This window comes from Acinetobacter sp. YH12134, from assembly GCF_013418555.1.
GTDB classification, from domain to species: Bacteria; Pseudomonadota; Gammaproteobacteria; order Pseudomonadales; family Moraxellaceae; genus Acinetobacter; species Acinetobacter indicus.
The window spans coordinates 83,104-104,570 of sequence record NZ_VPBT01000004.1; the positions used below are offsets into that span (position 1 = coordinate 83,104).

General features: G+C 46.6%; 26 protein-coding genes. 16 read left to right on the forward strand and 10 right to left on the reverse strand.

From position 1 onward, the window contains the following. Positions 1-206: 206 nt before the first annotated feature. On the reverse strand, positions 207-1,145 hold the full coding sequence (gene gshB, locus FTU69_RS04505; RefSeq protein ID WP_104513186.1) for a glutathione synthase: 939 nt from the start codon (positions 1,143-1,145) through the stop codon (positions 207-209). A gap of 117 nt (positions 1,146-1,262) precedes the next feature. Here gshB and FTU69_RS04510 point away from each other — a divergent pair, with 117 nt between their 5' ends. After that, the gene (locus FTU69_RS04510; RefSeq protein WP_168383844.1) at positions 1,263-1,460 is read left to right on the forward strand and encodes a DUF3565 domain-containing protein; all 198 of its coding nucleotides are present in this window, start codon (positions 1,263-1,265) and stop codon (positions 1,458-1,460) included. A gap of 383 nt (positions 1,461-1,843) precedes the next feature. Here FTU69_RS04510 and pyrE read toward each other — a convergent pair whose 3' ends face one another. Continuing rightward, positions 1,844-2,494, reverse strand: coding sequence for an orotate phosphoribosyltransferase (gene pyrE / locus FTU69_RS04515; RefSeq protein WP_075175540.1), 651 nt, complete (start codon positions 2,492-2,494; stop codon positions 1,844-1,846). A gap of 40 nt (positions 2,495-2,534) precedes the next feature. Here pyrE and FTU69_RS04520 point away from each other — a divergent pair, with 40 nt between their 5' ends. After that, on the forward strand, positions 2,535-3,356 hold the full coding sequence (locus FTU69_RS04520; protein ID WP_180087990.1) for an exodeoxyribonuclease III: 822 nt from the start codon (positions 2,535-2,537) through the stop codon (positions 3,354-3,356). 492 nt (positions 3,357-3,848) lie between these two features. After that, a complete protein-coding gene (locus tag FTU69_RS04525) occupies positions 3,849-4,196 on the forward strand; it encodes a Spx/MgsR family RNA polymerase-binding regulatory protein (RefSeq protein WP_168381601.1) in 348 nt (115 codons plus the stop codon). Between the two features lie 95 nt (positions 4,197-4,291). Here the strand turns inward: FTU69_RS04525 and FTU69_RS04530 are convergent, their stop codons facing one another. Beyond that, the gene (locus FTU69_RS04530) at positions 4,292-4,729 is read right to left on the reverse strand and encodes a DUF2147 domain-containing protein (protein WP_104471932.1); all 438 of its coding nucleotides are present in this window, start codon (positions 4,727-4,729) and stop codon (positions 4,292-4,294) included. Between the two features lie 155 nt (positions 4,730-4,884). Between FTU69_RS04530 and FTU69_RS04535 the strand changes: the two genes are divergently transcribed. Then, positions 4,885-5,796: an alpha/beta hydrolase gene (locus FTU69_RS04535; RefSeq protein WP_180087991.1), complete on the forward strand. Its 912-nt coding sequence runs from the start codon at positions 4,885-4,887 to the stop codon at positions 5,794-5,796. Positions 5,797-5,858: 62 nt separating this feature from the next. Here FTU69_RS04535 and FTU69_RS04540 read toward each other — a convergent pair whose 3' ends face one another. Beyond that, complete coding sequence (locus tag FTU69_RS04540; protein ID WP_127801079.1) at positions 5,859-6,422, reverse strand: FMN-dependent NADH-azoreductase; 564 nt, start codon at positions 6,420-6,422, stop codon at positions 5,859-5,861. A 234-nt stretch (positions 6,423-6,656) separates the two neighbouring features. Here FTU69_RS04540 and FTU69_RS14770 point away from each other — a divergent pair, with 234 nt between their 5' ends. Beyond that, a complete protein-coding gene (locus FTU69_RS14770) occupies positions 6,657-7,163 on the forward strand; it encodes a hypothetical protein (RefSeq protein ID WP_257223593.1) in 507 nt (168 codons plus the stop codon). A gap of 80 nt (positions 7,164-7,243) precedes the next feature. Continuing rightward, positions 7,244-7,822, forward strand: coding sequence for a GGDEF domain-containing protein (locus FTU69_RS14775; protein WP_257223595.1), 579 nt, complete (start codon positions 7,244-7,246; stop codon positions 7,820-7,822). Positions 7,823-7,849: 27 nt separating this feature from the next. Here FTU69_RS14775 and FTU69_RS04550 read toward each other — a convergent pair whose 3' ends face one another. The 4 genes from FTU69_RS04550 to FTU69_RS04565 form a co-directional block, all read right to left on the reverse strand. Then, positions 7,850-8,536, reverse strand: coding sequence for a glutathione S-transferase family protein (locus tag FTU69_RS04550; protein WP_168381602.1), 687 nt, complete (start codon positions 8,534-8,536; stop codon positions 7,850-7,852). 331 nt (positions 8,537-8,867) lie between these two features. Beyond that, the gene (locus FTU69_RS04555) at positions 8,868-9,638 is read right to left on the reverse strand and encodes a transporter (protein WP_168381603.1); all 771 of its coding nucleotides are present in this window, start codon (positions 9,636-9,638) and stop codon (positions 8,868-8,870) included. 16 nt (positions 9,639-9,654) lie between these two features. Then, the gene (locus FTU69_RS04560) at positions 9,655-10,197 is read right to left on the reverse strand and encodes a hypothetical protein (RefSeq protein ID WP_045796529.1); all 543 of its coding nucleotides are present in this window, start codon (positions 10,195-10,197) and stop codon (positions 9,655-9,657) included. A 149-nt stretch (positions 10,198-10,346) separates the two neighbouring features. Next, entirely contained in the window at positions 10,347-10,709 is a 363-nt protein-coding gene (locus tag FTU69_RS04565) for an HPF/RaiA family ribosome-associated protein (protein WP_005180845.1), read from the reverse strand. A 247-nt stretch (positions 10,710-10,956) separates the two neighbouring features. Between FTU69_RS04565 and puuE the strand changes: the two genes are divergently transcribed. The 5 genes from puuE to FTU69_RS04590 all read left to right on the forward strand — a co-directional run bounded on the left by puuE (position 10,957) and on the right by FTU69_RS04590 (position 14,355). Next, positions 10,957-11,931 carry an allantoinase PuuE gene (puuE, locus tag FTU69_RS04570; protein ID WP_168383847.1) on the forward strand — a complete coding sequence of 325 codons (975 nt, stop codon included), beginning with the start codon at positions 10,957-10,959 and terminating at the stop codon, positions 11,929-11,931. Positions 11,932-12,054: 123 nt separating this feature from the next. Continuing rightward, positions 12,055-12,558 (forward strand): 2-oxo-4-hydroxy-4-carboxy-5-ureidoimidazoline decarboxylase, encoded by a 504-nt coding sequence (gene uraD, locus FTU69_RS04575; protein WP_180087993.1) that lies wholly within the window; start codon positions 12,055-12,057, stop codon positions 12,556-12,558. Continuing rightward, positions 12,555-12,881: a hydroxyisourate hydrolase gene (gene uraH, locus FTU69_RS04580; protein ID WP_163140857.1), complete on the forward strand. Its 327-nt coding sequence runs from the start codon at positions 12,555-12,557 to the stop codon at positions 12,879-12,881. The genes uraD and uraH overlap by 4 nt, the downstream gene beginning before the upstream one ends. Positions 12,882-12,982: 101 nt before the next feature. Then, the gene (locus FTU69_RS04585; RefSeq protein WP_127801085.1) at positions 12,983-13,717 is read left to right on the forward strand and encodes an outer membrane protein OmpK; all 735 of its coding nucleotides are present in this window, start codon (positions 12,983-12,985) and stop codon (positions 13,715-13,717) included. A gap of 98 nt (positions 13,718-13,815) precedes the next feature. Continuing rightward, positions 13,816-14,355 (forward strand): GNAT family N-acetyltransferase, encoded by a 540-nt coding sequence (locus tag FTU69_RS04590; RefSeq protein WP_127801086.1) that lies wholly within the window; start codon positions 13,816-13,818, stop codon positions 14,353-14,355. A 34-nt stretch (positions 14,356-14,389) separates the two neighbouring features. Here the strand turns inward: FTU69_RS04590 and hpxO are convergent, their stop codons facing one another. Continuing rightward, positions 14,390-15,547 carry an FAD-dependent urate hydroxylase HpxO gene (hpxO, locus tag FTU69_RS04595; RefSeq protein ID WP_127801087.1) on the reverse strand — a complete coding sequence of 386 codons (1,158 nt, stop codon included), beginning with the start codon at positions 15,545-15,547 and terminating at the stop codon, positions 14,390-14,392. 220 nt (positions 15,548-15,767) lie between these two features. Here hpxO and alc point away from each other — a divergent pair, with 220 nt between their 5' ends. The 5 genes from alc to FTU69_RS04620 all read left to right on the forward strand — a co-directional run bounded on the left by alc (position 15,768) and on the right by FTU69_RS04620 (position 20,617). After that, complete coding sequence (alc, locus tag FTU69_RS04600; protein WP_180103549.1) at positions 15,768-16,775, forward strand: allantoicase; 1,008 nt, start codon at positions 15,768-15,770, stop codon at positions 16,773-16,775. 104 nt (positions 16,776-16,879) lie between these two features. Beyond that, on the forward strand, positions 16,880-17,389 hold the full coding sequence (locus tag FTU69_RS04605) for an ureidoglycolate lyase (RefSeq protein WP_104500929.1): 510 nt from the start codon (positions 16,880-16,882) through the stop codon (positions 17,387-17,389). A gap of 95 nt (positions 17,390-17,484) precedes the next feature. Continuing rightward, positions 17,485-18,270 carry a sulfite exporter TauE/SafE family protein gene (locus FTU69_RS04610; protein WP_016658721.1) on the forward strand — a complete coding sequence of 262 codons (786 nt, stop codon included), beginning with the start codon at positions 17,485-17,487 and terminating at the stop codon, positions 18,268-18,270. A 109-nt stretch (positions 18,271-18,379) separates the two neighbouring features. Beyond that, positions 18,380-19,795 carry a DASS family sodium-coupled anion symporter gene (locus FTU69_RS04615; RefSeq protein ID WP_180103550.1) on the forward strand — a complete coding sequence of 472 codons (1,416 nt, stop codon included), beginning with the start codon at positions 18,380-18,382 and terminating at the stop codon, positions 19,793-19,795. A gap of 114 nt (positions 19,796-19,909) precedes the next feature. Continuing rightward, positions 19,910-20,617 (forward strand): phospholipase D family protein, encoded by a 708-nt coding sequence (locus FTU69_RS04620; protein ID WP_180087996.1) that lies wholly within the window; start codon positions 19,910-19,912, stop codon positions 20,615-20,617. A gap of 151 nt (positions 20,618-20,768) precedes the next feature. On the opposite strand, the gene urtE is transcribed toward FTU69_RS04620, so the two are convergent. Further along, complete coding sequence (gene urtE / locus FTU69_RS04625) at positions 20,769-21,467, reverse strand: urea ABC transporter ATP-binding subunit UrtE (RefSeq protein WP_180103551.1); 699 nt, start codon at positions 21,465-21,467, stop codon at positions 20,769-20,771.

The following is a 21,467-nucleotide window of genomic DNA, read 5'->3' on the forward strand; positions in this document are numbered from 1 at the left end:
TTTTTTCAACAGTTTTGAAAGTTTAAACTAGTTTTATTATTAATTCACCGAAATTGTTAAGTTTACTGCATTTTTCATCAAATTATGTCGACTGGTTTTGGTTTACAAAATCGCTATGATTTTCTTGCTCAACGCAGTTTTTCAACCCCAAATCTCGCTTAAGAATACAAAAAGAGCCACCCAAGGTGACTCTTTTGAAAGATAGATTAACGACCGGCTTCCAGTACATCAAACAGGGTATCGGCAATTGAGGTGCCGAACTGGGCATCAATTTCACGGATACAGGTTGGACTGGTCACGTTAATTTCAGTGACATAGTTACCAATCACATCCAGACCGACAAATACCAGACCTTTTTCACGTAAAAATGGCCCGACTTTGGCAGCAATTGCCTTGTCATTGTCGGTCAATGGACGTGCTTCACCCAGACCACCAGCGGCCAAATTACCACGCACTTCGCCGTTTTGCGGAATACGTGCCAGACAATACGGAATTGGCTCGCCATTGACCATTAAAATGCGTTTATCCCCTTCTACAATTTCCGGAATATAACGCTGCGCCATAATTGGCTGGGTGCCGTTATTGGTCAGAATTTCAATGGTAGAGCCAATATTCACACCATTCTGATACAGACGGAAAATGCCCATGCCGCCCATCCCATCGAGCGGTTTCACAATCACATCGCCATGTTGCTGAATAAATTCACGAATCAGGCTTTGCTGAGAGGTCACTAAAGTCGGCACCTGCAGCTCCGGGAACTGGGTCGCAAACAGTTTTTCATTACAGTCACGCAGGCTTTGCGGCTTGTTAATAATCCACGCTCCTTCGCGCTCTGCCTGTTCCAGAATATAGGTGCTATAGACAAAGTTCATATCAAATGGCGGGTCTTTACGCATCAGCACCACATCATAGGCTGCGATGGATTCTTTTTGTTTTTCGCCCAGCTCATAATAATGGTTGTAATCTTCAAAGACTTTTAACGGGCTGATTAGACCGAAAGCCTTGCCCTGATCAATATATAAATCTTGTTGTAGTGCATAACCGAGCTCATGGCCCCGACGTGCCGCGGCCCACAGCATGGCCATGGTGGAATCTTTTTTCAGGTTCACCGTTTCAATCGGGTCCATCACCACAAGTACGCGCATAATGACTGCTCTTTTAAAATTGCTATGATGTGGAGTATAACGGAGATTCGCTGCCTGTTTTTCTGAATTTGAGTAAAGCTTTGCAGCACTGTATTTGCTGATTTCAGGAAGCTGCCCATGCAACAGCCAATTGTGGGATATCATTTAGATGAAGAAAATCATTGGGTCGCAGAGCTGGCCTGTGGTCATGGCCAGCACGTGCGGCATAATCCGCCATGGCAGAACCGGCCATGGGTGATGACGGAGCAAGGACGCAAAGAAAAATTAGGGGTGATGCTAGAGTGTAAGAAGTGTGAGGAGGAGACATCAGTCTAAATCACTGTCTCCTTAGTGTCTCCGACACAATAATTTTTCTCAATTAAATTTGTTACATCCAAAACAATTTAAAGGGGAAACTGAAATGCCAAAATTAACTAAAGAACTCGTAGTAAACTGGCATATTACAGAAGCATGCAACTACAAGTGTGATTATTGCTTCGCAAAATGGGATAGCGATAGTAAAGAGGTTTTGCACTCTCAAAGGCTTTGTTGCACAAAGATTTCATAACTATATGATTTTAGAAGTTTTGATTATTTTTTGATCCAAAATTAAATTTATTTAAATCAGATGCTTACATATTTATGCAACAAAACCATTCAGACATAATAAAAATAAAAAAGGGTGATTAAACACCCTATTTTATATAAAAAATAATGATTTATATACCATATTTCACACGATACGCTTCCATCTTCGCCAAAGCCTCTTTTTCACCTTTGGCATCTAAATAATTCATTAAATCTTTCATCGTAATTAAGGCATGCACCGGAATTTCCAGCTCTTTTTGAACTTCTTGGATTGCAGACAAATCACCCTGCCCTTTTTCCTGACGATCTAGTGCGACCAGTACACCGGCAATTGTGGCACCGGCATTTTTTAAAATAGTCACCACTTCACGAATTGCTGTACCTGCAGTAATCACATCGTCAATAATCCAGACTTTTTTACCTTCAACCGACGCACCAACCAATACGCCACCTTCACCATGATCTTTGGCTTCTTTGCGGTTAAAGCCCCAAGGCACACTCACGCCATGATTTTGCGATAAAGCCACCGCCGTTGCTGCCACAAATGGAATGCCTTTATAGGCTGGGCCAAAAATCACATCAACATTTTCACATTCTGTTAACTTGGCTGCATAGCCTGAAGCCAGTAATGACAAGGCTTCGCCATCATTTAATAAACCGGCATTAAAAAAATAAGGACTCACGCGACCCGATTTTAAAGTAAACTCACCAAATTTAAGCACACCACGTGATAATGCGAGTTCGATAAAAGCTTGAGGGTTAAATGTCGCTTGCGTTGACATGAGGTGCTCCAAAATTCATAAATTGAGGTAAGACCTGCGCATGATACCAAAGAGTAGCTATCCGAGTGATCAAAAAATTCTTCGTGTGGTTTCAATTAACGTCAATGGCCTGCGTTCTTCGGTCAGTAAAGGCCTGCTGGAGTGGATGGAAAAATCAGAGGCTGATGTCATCTGCATTCAGGAAAGCCGTCTAACCCATGTGCAGTGGACTGATAAATTCAAACCAGAAGGCTGGTATACCCACCTGTTCGCAGCTGAACGTCCGGGCTATGCCGGCACCGCCATTTACAGCCGCCTGCCATTTGTATCTATTCAGGATGGTTTAGGCTTTGAACTGGCCGATTCCCAAGGCCGTTTTGTCACAGCAGAATTTGATTTGGGTCTGGGTTATCCGGTGCATATCTGCTCGCTGTATCTACCATCGGGTTCATCAGGTGAAGAAGCACAAACCCGTAAAGACCACTTTCTGGAAGAATATACAAAAATTCTGAAACAATGGCGCGATGAAAATAAATCGATCATCGTCTGCGGCGACTACAATATCGTACATAAACGTATTGATATTAAAAACTGGTCAGGCAACCAGAAATCTTCCGGCTGTTTACCGCATGAACGTGCCTGGCTCGATCATATCTATGATGATTTGGGCTATGTCGATACCTTCCGTGAAGTACGCAAAGAAGCCGAACTGTATTCCTGGTGGTCGAATCGCGGTCAAGCCCGTGCCAAGAACGTTGGCTGGCGGATTGACTATCATGCCTGTTCACCGGACTGGAAAGCACGTACCGTCAATGCCTGGGTCTACAAAGAGGAATGGTATAGCGACCACGCCCCGGTGATTATTGATTATAAACTCAACTAAAAACCTTCCCATTGAGTGAACAATTGTTCACTCAATAGAGGTTTATTTCCGACATATTTTGTCGTCATTCAGACCTTTATCTGCTTTTTAAAACGGCGCATTATTGCAGCACGGCAAAGGGACAGTGTCAGGATGACAGCAAAGGGACAGGAAGCCGTAGGATGCAAATAAACAAAGCCATGATAGTCTTTGTTTCAAGGATGTGACATCGGACGTTGTAGTGAGACCCGCATAATCAGGATGATTAAATGCGGGTTTTCTACATCTAGACTTTTATTTTTTTATATTGGCTCTTTGTTTTTCGTTTTTAGCACGAATAATTCTTATCAAGTGCTGTCTTGTTGTTCTGCCGCTATTATGGCGCGACGGCGTTGCATTTTAATGACGGTTTAATTTCAGAACCATGAACCCCCACATTCATATTCGCTATAGTGCAAAACCAATTTTTTAGTTACTCTCTTGAGCATTGTGTTTCTTTCTGGAATCCGCTTTATGCTTAAAATTTATGGTATTAAGAACTGCAACTCCATGAAAAAAGCCTTCGATTTACTCAATGAATTGGGGCTAAGTTATGAGTTTCACGATTATAAAAAACAAGGGGTTGATGCCGACACTGTCAAAATTTGGTTAGATGCACTTGGACAAGATGTAGTACTGAATAAAAAAGGCACCACTTGGCGCAAACTCAGTGAGGTAGAACAGCAAACCGCGTTGGCCAGTGAAGCCAACTTAATTGAAGCACTTTGCACTCACACCAGTTTAATTAAACGTCCTGTCTTAAAAACTGAATCAGGCTTTATTGCGGGTTTTGATGAAGCGGCTTATCGTGCTTTAGGTTAAGTTTAAAAAAATACCAATAAAAAACCTGCTCACATGGAGCAGGTTTTTTTATATCCTGTGCAATATGATTTCAACTGCACAGGTGGAATACATGCTTAGTTCGCACGAATCCATGTTTGGTTACGACCCAATGCCGCTACACCAATGAAACCACGCAATTCAAGTTTCTTACCACCATCGGCAAGTTTACCTTTTAGCTTGTAGGTTTTACCTGTTTGCGGGTCAAGAATTGAACCACCATCGTAGCTCGTGCCGCCTGTATTTTTCAGACCGCGAACAATGGTCAAACCTTTGAGTGATTTGTTGTGATACGGTCCTTCACATTTTGTACAGGCATTTTCTTCACCCGGCGTTAAAATGGACTGAATTGTTGCAGTTAACGTGCCATTTTTTTGCTCGGTAAATTTGACGGTTGCTTTTGCTTGCTTGGTTTTGTCATCAATTGTTTTCCAGACAGTACCATTTAGCGGATCAGCAGCATTCGCCAAAGCTGTTAAACCCATTAATCCTAATGCCAGTGCAATTTTTTTCATTTTTTTTGATTCCCTAGTCTAGTGTTAGACAGCCTTAGTATTAAAAAGTCACTACAAATTTGCAATTTTTGAATGTGACCATTTAGTGTAACCTTGTAAATTGTGTTGGTAAATACGCAAGCACAGGCCAAAATCAAGAACAAGATGGAAGAACAATGAAGATCAACCCGTTATTGAAACAAATTTTCACAGAAGGCTTTTTAAAAACCACCATCCGCCTGCCAAGCCAATATAATTTACCGCATAATCCGCTGCGTTTCGCCCTCGAACAGATGTGCCGGCTGTTTCCGACCAATAAAACTGTCGAAGTCCGCGCTTTACGTCTGGCTGGCCTGAAAGCCGAAGAAATCAAGCCGCAAGATGAAGCCACCCAGCTGATTTTCTATATTCACGGCGGCGCCTTTTATTTAGGGTCTTTAAATACCCATCGCCCGTTTCTGACTGAACTGGCCGCCCGCACCCAGATGCAGGTGATTCATATCGATTATCCGCTGGCGCCTGAAAATCCATTCCCGGAAGCCTTAGAAGCAATTTTTGATGTCTATCAGACCCTGCTGGATCAGGGCGTACAGGCCAAAGATATTTTGCTGGCAGGAGATTCCTGCGGCGCCAATCTGGCGCTGGCCTTAGCCTTAAAAATCCGTGATGAACAGTTACCGCAAGTCAGCGGCCTCATGCTGCTTTCACCATTTTTGGATTTAACCCTGACCAGTGAATCGATTCGTTATAACCGCAAACACGATGCCTTATTGTCGATTGAAACTCTGGAAACCGGGATTCAATACTATGTGCCACCGTCAGTCGATCGTGGTGATCCGCGTGTTTCGCCGCTATTTGATGATTTAACCGATTTGCCGCCGACCTTGGTACAGGTGGGTTCTAAAGAACTGCTGCTAGATGATGCGCAGCGTTTTCGTGACAAGGCCGAGCAGGCCGGCGTAAAGGTCAGTTTTAAACTGTATACCGGCATGTGGCATAACTTTATTATGTTCTCACCGTGGTTTGATGAAGCCAAAATGGCGATGACCGATTTAGCCGAATTTGCCCATCAGCAAGACCAGGATTAAGCCGCCATAAAAAAGGTCAGTAGAAACTGACCTTTTTTGTGATTAATGCAGCGCCGTAAAGCTTAGATTTTGGCAATCTGGTCTAACGCCGTAGTAATCGCCTGATCTTTAATATCGCTCATGCTAACCCCTTCAGCACGTACCACTTCAATATCACTGACACCGGTAAAGTTAAACACGGTTTTCAGGAACGCTTCCTGGAAATCAACCGGGCTTTGTTCGCCATAGACACCACCGCGGCTGCTGGCGATATACACTTTCTTGCCACCTGCCAGACCGACCGGGCCATTTTCGGTGTATTTAAAGGTACGACCTGCCACGCTAATCCGGTCAATCCAGGCTTTTAAAGTCGATGGCAGACCGAAGTTATACATGGCTGCGCCCACCACCACGACATCAGCATCTAGATATTGTTGCAGAATCTGTTCGCCTAAAGCGCTTTGCTCGGCATTTTGTCCCATTAAAATTTCAGCAGTCAAATGCGGAATGGTCTGTTCAGCCAGATCCAGATAGTCAACTTGGGCCGCTGTATTTTTCGCCTGAAGCTGGTTCACAATAGCTTTAGACAACTGACGTGATACAGAAGCGTCGCCTAAAATACTCGAGTCGATATGCAAAATTTTCATGGGAGAGAATCCTAAACTGTGATTTTTTCAATAGCGCCATTTTACTGCAGTTTAAAATAGAAATAAGTGATTTAAACAACACACACTGTTGCACCCATGCAACGATATTTTTTCCGAAAAGTACAAAAAATAGCCACCACCAATTCTCTAAAGTCATGATATGTTAAGTTTTATTAAAATAATTGTATAAAAATGAGACTTTAGACGCTCATTTTTGGGAGTCGTGATTCACGCATGAAAAGTCGCATTGCGCACAGTGCTGTGCCCACATTTAAATACAAAGTCACCCGTTATTTACTCGAAAAAGAAGTGGTGATGAACTGGTGCACCTTAAACAAATGTATTCTGATGCTGTTTCTGGGCAGCCTGATGCACGTGATCTGGGCCATCTGGAAAAGTGTGGTATTACTCACCCCGGAACTGTGGCGCTGGGTCAATCTGGCCTTTTTAAAACAGCAGCTGGTCATTAATTTATTCGGCCTGTTCGTGTTTATTGGCATGATTGGCATCTGCCACTACTTTCGCAAACAGGACTGGACCCGGCGCTATATGCCCTATATTGCGGTGGCCACCTTTGTGGTCAGTCTGTGCCGCGATGGCTATCTGGTCGGGGTGCTGAGTCCGGCCACTATGGTGACCTATATCAGTCTACCCACGGTCGGTCTGGTGCTGTTTGAACGCAGAATTGTCTATTCGGCCTTATTCCGGCCACACTGTATCTGGTCAGCTGCGGTTATTTAAGCTTTTTCGGCCAGTTAACCTATGCACCTTTATTTTTATTAACCGACTTTCCTTATAAAAATGGCTTCTGGGTGCTGTCGATGCTGTTTTTTATTGTGCCGATTCTGCTGACCTGCCTGGTGCTGTTTGAAATTCTGCTGAGTCAGTGGCGCTATCGGGAGGCGCTGATTGCACATTTAAGTCAGGTCGATCCGCTCACTAATACCTTTAACCGGCGCAGTATCAACCAGTGTCTGGAACAACTAAACCACAAACAGGCACCCAGTTATGCAGTGATTCTAGTCGATCTGGATCATTTTAAGCAGATTAATGATGAGCATGGCCATCATAAAGGCGATGAAGCCTTGGTCCAAGTCTGTCATGTGCTGGCCGGCCATATCCGCGAGCAGGATGTGCTGGGCCGTTTTGGTGGCGAAGAATTTATTCTGGTACTGAAACAGGCCACTGCGCACCAGGCCAAACAGGTGGCCGAGCGCTGCCGGCAGGCCATCACCCAGATTGAACTGTATGATGAACATAACCAGCCGATTCACTTTACCGCCAGCTTCGGGATTGCCTTATCGCACCACAATACCCCTTATGAAAAGCTGCTCAGTCAGGCCGATCAGGCCCTGTATCAGGCCAAAGCCTATGGCCGTAATCAGGTGGTGCTGTATTAGCCGCTGGAACCGGCGGCCTCTTAAGACTTAGCTAGAAGATGGTTCGGACTGATAAGGCTCCAGATAATTGACCCAGTCTTGTTCCTGTTTCGCCGCCTGTACCCAGGCCTGCATTGCCGGATGTTGCAGCATGGTCTGCATATAATACTGGCTGTCTTCATTCACGGGCAGCGCATAGCTTTTAAAACGCCACACCACCGGTGCATAAAAGGCATCAGCAATCGAGAAATCACCACAGAGAAAACCGCCTGGGTCCGGACGCTCAGACCAGATCTGACAGACACGGGCTACATCGTCACGTAAATCAGGCTGCTCGGCCCATAACGTTTGTCCGATTTCTGCCAGATCAGCGCGAATATTCATGCCGCAATGGTTACGCAGTGCCTGAAAACCGCTATGCATTTCAGCAGCCAGAGCGCGCGCCCGAGCCCGCTGTGCCCGACCGGCTGGCCATAGCTGGCGCTCCGGAAACTGTTCGGCCAAATATTCACAAATCGCCAGTGAATCCCAGACCATTAGGCCGTCATGTACCAAGACCGGTACCTTGCCATTCGGGTTAATTGCCAGTACGTCCTGTTTAAAATGGCCCGTGCCGCGTTCTTTGGGAAAGGGTAACAGCACTTCACGAAACGGCAGTTCAAAAGCAGTAAGGACCAGCCACGGCCGCATGGACCAGCTGGAGTAATTCTTGTTGGCAATGTACAGTTCCATCATGACTCATCCTCCTGTTGTTGTTTTTAATATTCACGATCGCTGGGCAGTCCCGTCTGATAAGATCAAGGGATATGGCGCCAAAGCCTATACAAAGCGACTTAAAAGCTAAAGTTTAATGGGCGGACAGGCCTCGCGCTTATCCGCTGTGATCATCACCATCATGATAGCGTGATCTGCCAGCGCCTGTGTCGAGATCTGTAGCAATTCTGCTGCTAAACCAGCTATAAAAACGGCCTGTGAACAGACCGTAAGCAGAATAAGTTGCAGCTCTCTAGCAGTCAGCGAGAGACTCTACTCCCCCGCTTTCTACAGCGCCATAACCAGAGCGCACTTAGAACAGGAAGGCCACACCTAAACCGGCATGATAACTTTTATCAGCGCCATTTAAATCAACACCGACACTGGCATCCAACTGGGTACGTGCATTTAAGGCATAAATCAGACCTGAACCCAAGGCATATTCCACTTTCTGGCTTTCTGCTTTGCGGTAAATAAACTCGGAGAAGCCGGCCCATTTATCGCTGAGCTGATATTGAATCCCCGGCACTGCCTGCAAGGCCCAATTGCTGTCCTGCCACTCATAACGCATACTAATTGAGGTGGTGAGCAAATCATTATAGGCGTAGGCCACTGCCGAGCTAAGGCTGTAAATATCCTCTTCGGCACTAAAACCGTCATTCCCGGTGGCAATCTGCGCTTCGGCCAGCACCGCCATCGACAGTTTTTCATCATTTAAATCAATGGCATGCTTCAGACCAATGCTGACATCCCCCAGGCCATCTTCTTCAACCGACTGGCCAGCACTTTTTACCCGGCTCCAGCCCGGACCCTGCCAGCCCAGCTGTAATTCCAGATTATCCGCCAGACCGGTACGCAGTAAGGTATCGGCGTGCAGCTGAGTGATTTCCTGCGTCAGACCATTGTCATCTTTGGTTTTCTGATAGTGCGCATTGGCCAGCGCTTGCTCCCAGGCCAACTGGCCGACCGGCGTAATTCCGGTGCTCATGCCCACACCCGGACGGTCAAATGCAAACTCGGCGGCAAAGACCTGACTGCTGACTGCAGTCGCCACCATCACACCCAATAATTTCAATGCTGACATAGTGTTTATCTCAATTTTAAGCCAATTCTTTGGTCATTTTCGCGCCATGGGCACGGAGCAGTTCTAAGGTTTGCTGTTCTTCAGGCAAGGCTTCAGCCCAGTTAATTTCATCAAAGTCGCAATCAAAGAATAAATCACTGATGGATGACAAAATGGTCAGGCCATCTTCATCTTTACGGTTTGGATCGACTTTTTCTTCAAGCAGACGCTTTACCGCAGGTGCACAGGCGGCACTGGCTGCATCCCATAATGGGCCATAGACTTCTTCCGCATCCCACAAATGCAAATTGACCTTGGCCTGAATTAACGCGTCCAGAATTTCCATATGGACGGCCAAATCCTGCTGTTTTTGTGCTTCATTGTGCGGCTGGCCCGCCTCATAGGCCTCGCAAATGGCTTCCCACCACTGAAACAGGCCATCGGACCAGACTGAAATTACCGGGCCTTTTTCAGGATCAATAAAATTCGGATCAAGCCCCGCGGCCAAAAGTTGTTGCACTTGGGCCTGATCTAGTTCTTCTATGGCTTGCACCAAGCGTTGTTGTTGTGCCGTTAACATGCAGAGAGCTCTCTTCAATCAAATCAATTTCGTTCTATTATGCCCAATTCAGTGAAAATTGTTTAAGCGAAATGTAATCTTGTCGCATGAATTTGCTATAAAAAAAGCCCCAATACTGGGGCTTTTCTGCTTTTCAGCCAATACCTGTCTTATTCGTCGACATCGGTATCTAGGTCAACCCGACCCGGCTGTCCACCACGCGGATGTTCTTTTTTCTCAAAGACATGCTCCAGACTACGTTTTAAACGGTCAATGGCGCCATGAATTGCGGTATCGACATTATGACCACGATGATTGACCACCACAGGCTTCAAGCCGGCCGGGCGTGCTTCAATCATACATTTGATGTCATCATCTCCGCCTTTGTCCCCGTTTTCATCACTTAAATGTACGGAAAAATGGGTAATACGCTCACTATGGCGTTTAAATTCATCACTTAGCTCTGCACGTACGTAACTAATTAATCGTTCGCTACCTTGGATGTTCTTATCTGTACGGATTTCAATATTCATAATCTCATCCTCTCTTTCTTTCGTTTTCTGAATCTTTTTTGTGCAAAACTATTTTATCTTGGCACGTTTGTCGCTTGCTGTTTCCCAGCATATTGAACATCTTCAACCTAATTTGGACGCTACCCTCCACATTGAACGATGAACACTTTTGAGTCTGCAGAACCGTGTCCTTATACTTTGAATATCGGGCCTAACTCAAAAATATGCAAGCAATATTTGATAAAAATTAGCAAAAGGATAACCTGTTGTGACAACTGCTTACTTGCGTGGCCAGGCACTGATTGACTCAATCCGCTCTGCCCCTTATTCACGTGATTTAATTGGCTATCATGGCCAGCCGCCACATCCGCAGTGGCCGAATCAGGCACGTATTGCGGTGCAATTTGTATTGAATTATGAGGAAGGTGGCGAAAATCATATTGAACATGGCGATGCCGGTTCTGAGCAGTTTTTATCTGAAATTGTCGGCGCGGCCAGCTTTCCGGCCAAGCATATGTCGATGGATTCGATGTACGAATATGGCTCGCGGGCCGGTTTCTGGCGCATTCATCAGGAGTTTCAGCGGCGTCAGTTACCGATGACCATTTTTGGGGTCGGTATGGCGCTGGCACGAAATCCGTATGTGGTCGAGGCCATTCAGCAGGCCGACTATGATGTGGTGTCGCATGGGCAACGCTGGCTGCATTATCAGAGTATGGATATGGCCACTGAACGCCAGCATATGGATCAGGCGATCAGTGTCTTGGAAACCCTGTTTGGTCATGCACCCATTGGCTGGTATACCGGCCGCGACAGCCCCAATACCCGCCAGTTACTGGCCGAATTCCCGCAAATTCAGTATGACTGTGATTATTATGGCGATGATTTACCGTTCTGGCAGACGCTGACCAATGCCCAAGGCCAGTCACGACCGCATTTAATTATTCCCTACACCCTCGACAGCAATGATATGAAGTTTGCCGCTGCGGGTGGTTTTAATAGTGGCGAGCAGTTTTATCAATACCTGAAAGATGCTTTTGATGTGCTCTATGTCGAAGGGGAAACTGCACCCAAAATGCTTTCGATTGGTATGCATTGCCGTCTTTTGGGGCGCCCGGGACGCTTTAAAGCCCTGCAACGCTTTTTGGACTATATTCAGTCGCATCCACAGGTCTGGATTTGCCGCCGCGGTGATATTGCTACGCATTGGTATCGCCATCATGCACCAGAACCCGTCAAATAAAAAAACTCGCACTGGACTTGTGCAGCTTTAACCATCTCAGTGAAAAATTGGATTTTCACCGAAATTTGGCACTGATATTGCACTTTTAGCAACAAAATTAAATGTAATGATGAGACCCTTACTGTGCAACTGGATCAATTTAATCAGGCCCCTGAAGCTGAGATTCACCAATTCTTGCAGCAATGTGTACATATTCCGGCATGGGCAACTGCTATAACCCAACAGCGTCCTTTTGAGAGTATCGAGCAACTTTTAGAGTTTTCACGGCAGCTGGCCAGCCACTGGAGCTGGCCTGAGATTCAGGCCGCACTCGCAAACCATCCTCGAATTGGTGAAAAACAGGCACAACAAGAGCTTACGGCACAGGAGCAGGTATTTTCAGCCCGGGAACAGGCTGCCGTCCAGCTCAATAGCGACACCCAGCAGGCACTTTTACAAGCTAATCTGGCCTATGAAAAAAAATTCGGGTTTATTTTCCTGATTAAAGCCTTTGGCTTGAGCAGTGAAGATATTCTGCAAGCCTTACAGTATCGTCTGCTGAATGATGCCGACACTGAACAGCGCATTGTGCAGCAGCAACTCTCAGACATTGCCTTACTGCGTTTAAGCCAGGAGCTTCAGCCATGATCAGCACCCATATTTTAGATACCCATTTGGGTCAACCGGCTACCGGCGTGAAAATCCGGCTATTTAATCAGCAACAACAGTTGCTGGCCGAAGCCGAAACCAATGCCGATGGCCGGGTCACAGCCGCCGATTTTGCTTTGGCCGACTGTCCGGAAGGCTCATACAGTCTGGAGTTTTATACTGCGGCCTATTTTGAACGAAAAGGCCTGGACAGCTTCTTCCCTAAAGTGGTGATTTATTTCCAGATTAAGGAGGCGACACAGCATTATCATATTCCGTTATTGATCAGTCCTTTTGCCTATTCGACCTATCGCGGCAGCTAAATTTGGTCGGGAAATTGCCAATAAAAAGTTAAATTTGGCTTTATTTTTGCTTAATAACCTGTATCCTTGACACGCTTTTTGGGGAAGACGAAGACACCGTTATGAAACTTACGCAACTTGCTGCACTTTGTGCATTCTCAACCGCTGCTGCCTTCACTCAGGCGAGTCCTATTGTATGGCAAGACTTTAGCTTGACTGGTCTTTATGGTGAAAACTACGAGTTAGGCACTGAAGACCGTACCACCTTAACTGCTGAATATGCAGCTAAACTGAAATATGCAGATGTATTCTTCTTTGTTGACCAGCAATGGGATGGCAACAATGATGATACAACTTACTTCGAATTGGCACCACGTTTAAGCCTAGGCGAAGTGACTGGTCAAAATCTGGCATTTGGTCCGGTGAAAGACGTATTAGTCGCAACAACTTGGGAGCACAACGCAGGGCACGGTACAAACACTGAGTTCAACAACTTCTTATATGGTGTTGGCTTTGCTTTAGATATTCCATATACCCAATATGCGAACATCAACTTCTATCGTGCTGATAACGATATGACAGATGATGATTATCAAATGACCATCACCTATGCTGTACCATTTAAACTGGGCAATGAAGACTTCCTGGTTGATGCTTTCCTGGACTGGTCAACAGCTGAAGATACTCATGCCAGCGAATTAAACTGGACTTCTCAGTACAAATGGAATGTGGGTAAACACATTTCTCCAGAAACACGTTTATACGTGGGTATTGAACACTCAGTATGGAACAACAAATATGGCGTGAAAGGCGCAGACCAAAATGATGTCAGCGCACTGGTAAAATACCACTTCTAAGTCATTTACATGACATAAAAAAGCAGGACTCCGGTCTTGCTTTTTTTATGTCCGCAGCGGCATGATAATGCACTCATTCCTACCCTGATATGCTGCTTATGCGCTTTCATCTTCGTCCTGCCACCGAACACGATCTTGCTGCCATTCAGGCGATTTATAACCCGGAAGTACTGCAGCATGTAAACACCTGGAATGAACAGCCCTTTGATCTGGCACATTTCCAGCACTGGTTCCAGCACTTACAAAAACAGAATTTTCCGCTGCTGGTGGCCGAACATCTGGACACCGGACAAATTGCCGGCTATGCCGATTATTCCACCTTCCGCAGTATCAGCGGTTTTAAACATACGGTTGAACATTCAGTATTTATTGACCGTCAATTCAGCCGGCAGGGTTTAGGCAAACAGTTGATGCAGGCCTTAATCCAGCATGCGCAAGCGCATCAGGTTCATGTGATGGTGGCCGCCATTGACCATGACAATAGCGGTTCAATTGCCTTGCATCAGCAATTAGGTTTTCAGTATTGCGGCTATATGCCCCAAGTTGGAAGAAAATTTGGACAATGGCGTGATCTGGTTCTGATGCAACTCATTCTGGATCCAGCACCAGAACAGACTGCATCAACACCGACCGATTGACCTGTGTTGATTAAATACTTCTAACACAGAACATTTAATCCAGCGGATTACCGACTATATTGCTGATAATGCCTTTCATGATATGTGGCCCCTGCTCTTGGCGCAGTTCGGCATACCAGGCTTCCGTCACCTGCTGGTCTTTCATATGCGTAACATCACAGCGTTTACGCGCGCGCACTACCAGTTCATTGGCGCGCTCATTGCGTTTATTCTGGTAGCGGCTTAAAGCATCCTGCACACCCAAGGTATTAATTTGTAAGGCACGTGCCAGATAAATAGCATCTTCCATGGCCTGACAGCCACCCTGTCCAATATCTGGCGTGGTGCTATGTGCAGCATCTCCCACCAGCACCACCCGGCCTTTATAAAAATTGGCAAACGGTTCAATATCATGAATTTCCACGCGATTGGTGCGCTGTTCATCAATTGAGTCAATCAGCTGCTGCACCTGCAGACACCAGCCCTGAAAATACTGTTTTAACAGTGTTTTATACTGGCTGCGGTCATTCTCCAATCCGACCGCTAGCGGCACATCAAAGAAGAAATAAAAACGCTGATCGGCCACCGGCATCAGGGAAGCGCGCTTGCCTTCTCCGACAAAGGTGGTCCACTGGTCGGCCGGGGCCAGCTGTTCGGACACCTCCACCAGACCATTCCAGTTGACATAACCGGCATAACGGCGCGCGACGGTTTCATCCAGTACATAGGCGCGGGTTAAAGAGTGGGTACCATCGGCCCCGACCAGCAGTTCGGTTTGTAGCTGTGTGCCATCAGCAAAGCTGACCGTCACCTGTGAACCATCTTCCTGGAGTGCCACCATTTTCTTGCCTAAATAGATGTGCTCACGACCAAATGCATCCATCAGCATATTTTGCAGTTCCGCGCGCGACACCGGATACGGACGCTGCCCGACTTCTTCAATTAACGGCGTCAGGCTGAACTGGGTCATCACATCACCGCTCAGGCCATCGACATAGGCCAGATGATCCATCTGCCCGCCTAGCTCGGCCACCTGCTCGGTCAGTCCGAGGTAATTCAGGCACTTCACCCCATTGGACCACAGGGAAATGGCCGCGCCCACCGGAAGAATCTGCTCAGCCTGTTCATAAATACGCACTTCATGGCCAAACTTTTTTAGTGCAATCCCTGTGGTTAATCCGCCAATACCTGCACCAATAATTGTAATTTTCATTTTTCCTCCCAAGGCTTGCCTGTCAAAACTGAACAGCTGAAGCGAAAAACGTGCCATTTCATGCTTAGTCTGGGTCGTATGGCCAGAAGTTGGCACAGGCTGTGCTTCTATCCGCACTAATAGGCCTGCTGTGCAAGCCAAATCTGGCAATCTGGCGCCACTGCCTGATTTCGATACACGGCCGTGCCTGCTGTGAATGAATAATAAATGGAAGAGAATTATGGCCACTTTAATTGCACCAACATTTGACCTACCGCCCCAGCTTCAAACACTGACCAACCTGGCAGATACTCGTATTGGTGCAAAAGTTTTTGAATGTTCAGATGATTTTTTTGCCGATGCGCAGCGTATGCTGCAATTTGCAGCACCAGTATTTGTGGAAGATAAATTTGATAATCATGGCAAATGGATGGACGGCTGGGAAACCCGCCGCAAACGCCATGCCGGTTATGACTGGGCCATTGTCCAGTTAGGTGTGGCCGGAACAATTCAGGCGCTGGATATTGATACCACCTTTTTTAGCGGTAACTATCCCGCTTCAGCCAGTGTTGAAGCCTGCTATGCACCGCAAGGCAATCTGAAGCAGGCCGAATGGCAGCCACTTTTAGCCAACAGTATTTTGGGACCCAGCCAGCATCATCTGTTTGAAGTCAGCTCTGATGCGGTCTATACCCATGTGCGTCTGAATATTTTCCCCGATGGCGGTGTGGCACGTTTTCGCGTATATGGTGAGGTGAAAATTCAGGCTACAGATCATCAGGGTACGCTGGATTTACTGGCGCTTGAAAACGGCGGTCGGGTAATTGCCTATAGCGATGCCCACTTTGGCCATCCACGGAATCTGATTAATCCGGGTCGTGGCATCAATATGGGCGATGGCTGGGAAACCAAACGCCGCCGCGCGCCCGGCTTTGACTGGTGTATTCTGGCTTTGGGACAGGCCGGCCAGATTGAAAAAATTGATATCGACACCGCCCATTTCAAGGGCAACTATCCGGCAGAAGTGTCGATTCAGGCCGTCTATATTGAAGATGCCACCGATCCGCAACTGATTCCCCAAAGCATGTTCTGGCCATTTTTACTGGAGGCGCAGCCCATGCAGATGGACCAGATCCATTCCTTTATCGAGCAGATTTTAAAGCACGACAAAATCTCACATATCCGGGTCAATATGATTCCCGACGGCGGTATTAGCCGGATTCGCCTCTGGGGCACACTGGTGGACTAACACACCAGCGTCGCTGTTGGCCCACTCCACAGGCTGACAGCGATCTCCATCTCTACCAGTTGATGATGACCATAAAAATACCCGCCCTGGAACCCTCAAACAACATGAAAAATACCATTCAGATTCAAGCATTGACCCTGGACAATTTTGCCCCTTTTGGTGAAGTGATCAGCTGTCAGGGACATGACTATTTTCATATTAACCATGCCCAAACCGAGCGTTATCATGCGCTGGCCATGACGGAAATTCTTGGTGAAGCACAAGCAGGCATTAGTATTTTCCGCAATATCCAGAGTACCCAAATACCGTTTCAGGTAGCAATGCTGGAGCGCCATCCTCAAGGCTCGCAGGCTTTTATTCCGATGCAGGGGCAAGCGTTTTTGGTGGTGGTGGCACCGGGTTTAAATGCAGATGAGCCAGACATCAGTCAGCTTCAAGCGTTTATTAGCGATGGTTCACAAGGCGTAAATTACCGTGCCGGAACCTGGCATCATCCCCTGCTAACGCTGGAGGCACCTAGCGATTTTGCTGTGATTGACCGGATTGGCTCTGGTCCCAACTGCGATGTGTATGAATTCAACTCACCCATCCAGATTGTTTCTGCCCAGATTTAATTCTCCATTTGGTATAAAAAATAAGTTGGCTTGCCCTTTACAAGCCCAGTATGTGCATGTTTTAGTCAGTACTCTGCCAGTCCGTTGAAATACGCATGTCTAAAGCCGACCTGATGGTTCTGATCTTTTGTATCATTGCTGCCCTGTTACACGGGATCAGCGGCTTCGGCTTTCCTATGGTCAGTACCGCGGCCATCTCCACCTTGTACCCGCTGTCGACCACGGTAGCCTTTGTACTATTACCCTGCCTGATCCTGAATCTGTTTTTACTCAATAGCGACCCCGAACGCAGCTTTCTTCAGGCGCTGCGCTATTATTCCGGTCAATATTGGGGCCTGATTATCAGCAGTCTGATCGGAAGTGTATTCGGTGTGCAGTTACTGCTACATCTAAATGATGGCTATCTCAAACTGCTGATGGGGCTGTTTATTTTATGGTATGTGCTGGATCAGTTTCGCAGCCAGCCCCTGCGCATTCAGGCCAGTCTGAAAAACATGCTGCTGTTTGGTCTGCTGGCCGGTGTGATCGGCGGAGCCACCAATGCCATGGCACCCTTTCTGATGATGTACCTGCTGAGTACCGAACACAGCAAAACCGAAATTGTGCTGATCAGCAACTTGAATTTTGCGGTCAGTAAACTGATTCAGCTGCTGCTGCTTTACCCGGTGATGCTGCAATTTAAATCTGAACAATGGTCCTTACTGGGCTTATTAACCGTGGTGTCGCTGCTCGGGGTCTGGGCTGGCGGCCAGTTACGTGCCCATATTTCCCAGCAGAAATTTCGCTGGCTGATTCTCAGCTTACTGGCCGTGCTCGGCGGCTCAGCCCTGTGGCAAGCTGTGCAACTCCTCAGTCAGAACCCGCATTTTTTTGTGGTTTAATCTTCTCTTAGCTGCAAAATAATCAATTTATACTTTGCCCCCCTGCTTGAAAAATATTAAATAATAGGCCGATTACTCTAATTCCTATAAATCTATAAAAGGATCGTATATGAATACAGATACGTTAAAACCACCGGTCGAGGCCGCGCCGAAAGGCATTGTCAAAGGCTGGATTATTATTGTCATTGCCGCCCTGCTTTCTTGGGGCTTTTACCATATTTTGCCCTATGATGATTATGCCAATAAAGGCTTGAGCCTGCTGCTATTTATCGGGATTTTATGGCTGACCGAAGCGGTGCATATCACCATTACCGCACTGCTGGTACCGGTGCTGGCAGTAGCGCTTGGGATGCCGATTGAAAATGCCAGCAAAGAGCTGGTGCCGATGACCACCACTCAGGCACTGCAAACTTTTGCTGACCCGGTCATTTTCCTGTTCTTTGGTGGTTTTGCCTTGGCCACTGCCCTGCATATCCAGAAACTGGACCGTAAAATTGCGATGTGGATTATTTCCATGTCTGGCGGGCATTTGGGGATTTCGGTGCTGGCCATTTTTGCCGTCACAGCTGCACTGTCGATGTGGATTTCCAATACCGCCACCGCAGCGATGATGCTCCCGCTGGCTTTGGGTCTGCTGTCGCACCTGGATGCAACCAAAGAGCGCTCTACCTTCGTCTTTATTCTGCTCGGGATTGCCTATTCGGCCAGTATTGGCGGTTTGGGAACGCTGGTCGGTTCACCACCGAATGCAATTGCTGCCAAAGCACTGGACTATGACTTCGCTGACTGGATGAAAATCGGTTTGCCGATGATGCTGATTTTACTGCCGGCCATGCTAGTCAGTTTATATCTGGTGTTGCGTCCGAAACTGAACCAGAAAATTCATTTTGAAACTGAAGTGATTCCATGGAACCGGACCCGTATCGCGACCATGATTCTGTTTATCTGTACCGCGATTGCCTGGATTTTTGGCAAAAAACTCAGCGAGAACTTTGGTATTTCATCTCCGGATACCTGGACTGCACTGGTCACCGCCTGTCTGGTGGTGATTTTAGGTACAGCTACCTGGAAACAGGTTTCTGAAAACACCGACTGGGGGGTGTTACTGCTGTTCGGTGGTGGTTTAACCTTAAGTGCGATGTTAAAAGATTCAGGTGCATCGCTGGTGCTGGGTCAAACCGTTGCAGATGTATTTGGTACGGCATCACCGCTGGTGATTATTTTTGTGGTGACCATTTTCATTATTTTCCTGACTGAATTTACCAGTAACACCGCTTCTGCTGCACTGTTGGTACCGGTCTTTGCCGCCATTGCCGACCAGATGGGTATGCCAAAAGAAATTCTGGTGATTATTATTGGTATTGGTGCATCGTGTGCCTTTATGTTGCCTGTAGCAACACCGCCAAATGCAATTGTGTTTGGGTCCGGTCATATCAGACAGCGTGAAATGATGAGTGTCGGGATAGTATTAAACATCCTGTGTACCTTCATTATTGCGCTGTTCGTATACTGGCTCTTTAGCTAAACGCTCAGCATCCATCTAAAAGAGCACTGATTTCAGTGCTCTTTTTTTTGTTTAATTTTTACCTATACTTAGACTATGATCTAAGCCATCAATAAGAATGACACGGGGATTTTTATGGCCAAGTTTTTAAACACCAGTGCAACCAACTTTTTTCTAGAAGAACTGATTAAGAATGCCAAAGAGCGTTTAATTCTGATTAGCCCCTATTTACGACTTAATGACCGGATTAAAGAATTACTCGAAGATAAAGATCGGCTCAAAATTGACATCCGTATTGTGTATGGCAAAAGCGATCTGCATCCAGAGGAAATCAAATGGTTGCAAAAACTGGATTATGTCCGCTTAAGCTTCTGCAAGAACCTGCATGCAAAATGCTATCTGAATGAATCGGAATGTATTATTTCCAGCCTGAATTTATATGAATTCAGCCAGATTAATAACAATGAAATGGGAATTCTGGTTCGCAAATACGAAGATGATGAAGTATTTAAAGATGCCTATGAAGAAGCGCAGCGCATTATTCGGATTAGTGATGAAGTCCGGATTAGCCTCGATGAAGTGAAAGCAGATGCTGTGGTGGCCGAAGCAGAGCGTGGCGAAGAAAGCTCAACACTACCCAAACTCACCACTTCCAAACTGGCTGCAAAACATAAGCTGAAAACCGCAGATATACTGGAGAAATTAACCACAAAAGGCTTCCTGACCTTAAACGAAAATGGCAAACACTTTTTAACTGAACAGGGTAAAAGTAGTGGGGGTGAGTTCAGATCCAGTCAGTATGGTGGGTATTTTTTATGGAATGAAAATACGGAAATTGAATGACAATTTCCCTCTCCTTTTCGGAGACAGGGAGAGGTGAAATTAAAGCCTCCAAACCTCCCTTCTTGCGCTGCAAGATCAAGCCGTGCTGATCTCTTGCTCAGGGAGGCTTTGACTTGTTAAATCCCTCCAACCTCCCTTTGAGAGAGGAAAATTAAATCGCTACTAACTCCCGAATCCCTTTCTCCGGCATTTCCCTGCCGGCACCTTGTGCAATCACCTGGCCACGCGCCATCACGGTATAGCCATCGGCCAGCTCTTCGGCAAAATCATAGAACTGTTCGACCAGCACAATTGCCATTTCGCCACTATCAGCCAGTTTACGAATCACCCGGCCAATATCTTTAATAATCGAGGGCTGAATACCCTCGGTTGGCTCATCCAGAATTAATACCTTCGGTTCAGAAGCCAGCGCGCGAGCAATTGCCAGTTGCTGCTGCTGACCACCGGATAAATCTCCACCGCGGCGCTGCTTCATTTCATCCAGAACCGGAAAAATCTCGTACAGATGTTCCGGTACTTTTCGGGTTTTTGCGCCTTTAAATTTCGCCATCCCAATCAGGATATTTTCCTCAACTGTTAAGGTCGAAAAAATATCGCGGCCTTGTGGCACATAGGCCAAACCTTCACGCACGCGCTGCTCCGGACTAAGCCTGGAAATATCTTTGCCATCCAGCAGAATCTGCCCGGATTTAATCGGCAAAATGCCCATCAAACATTTCAGCAAGGTGGTTTTGCCCACGCCATTACGCCCCAGCACCACTGAACATGCACCGACCGGAGCCTGAAACGATACATCGCGCAGGATATGACTGCCCCCATAAAACTGATTGACGTTTTTGACTTCTAGCAT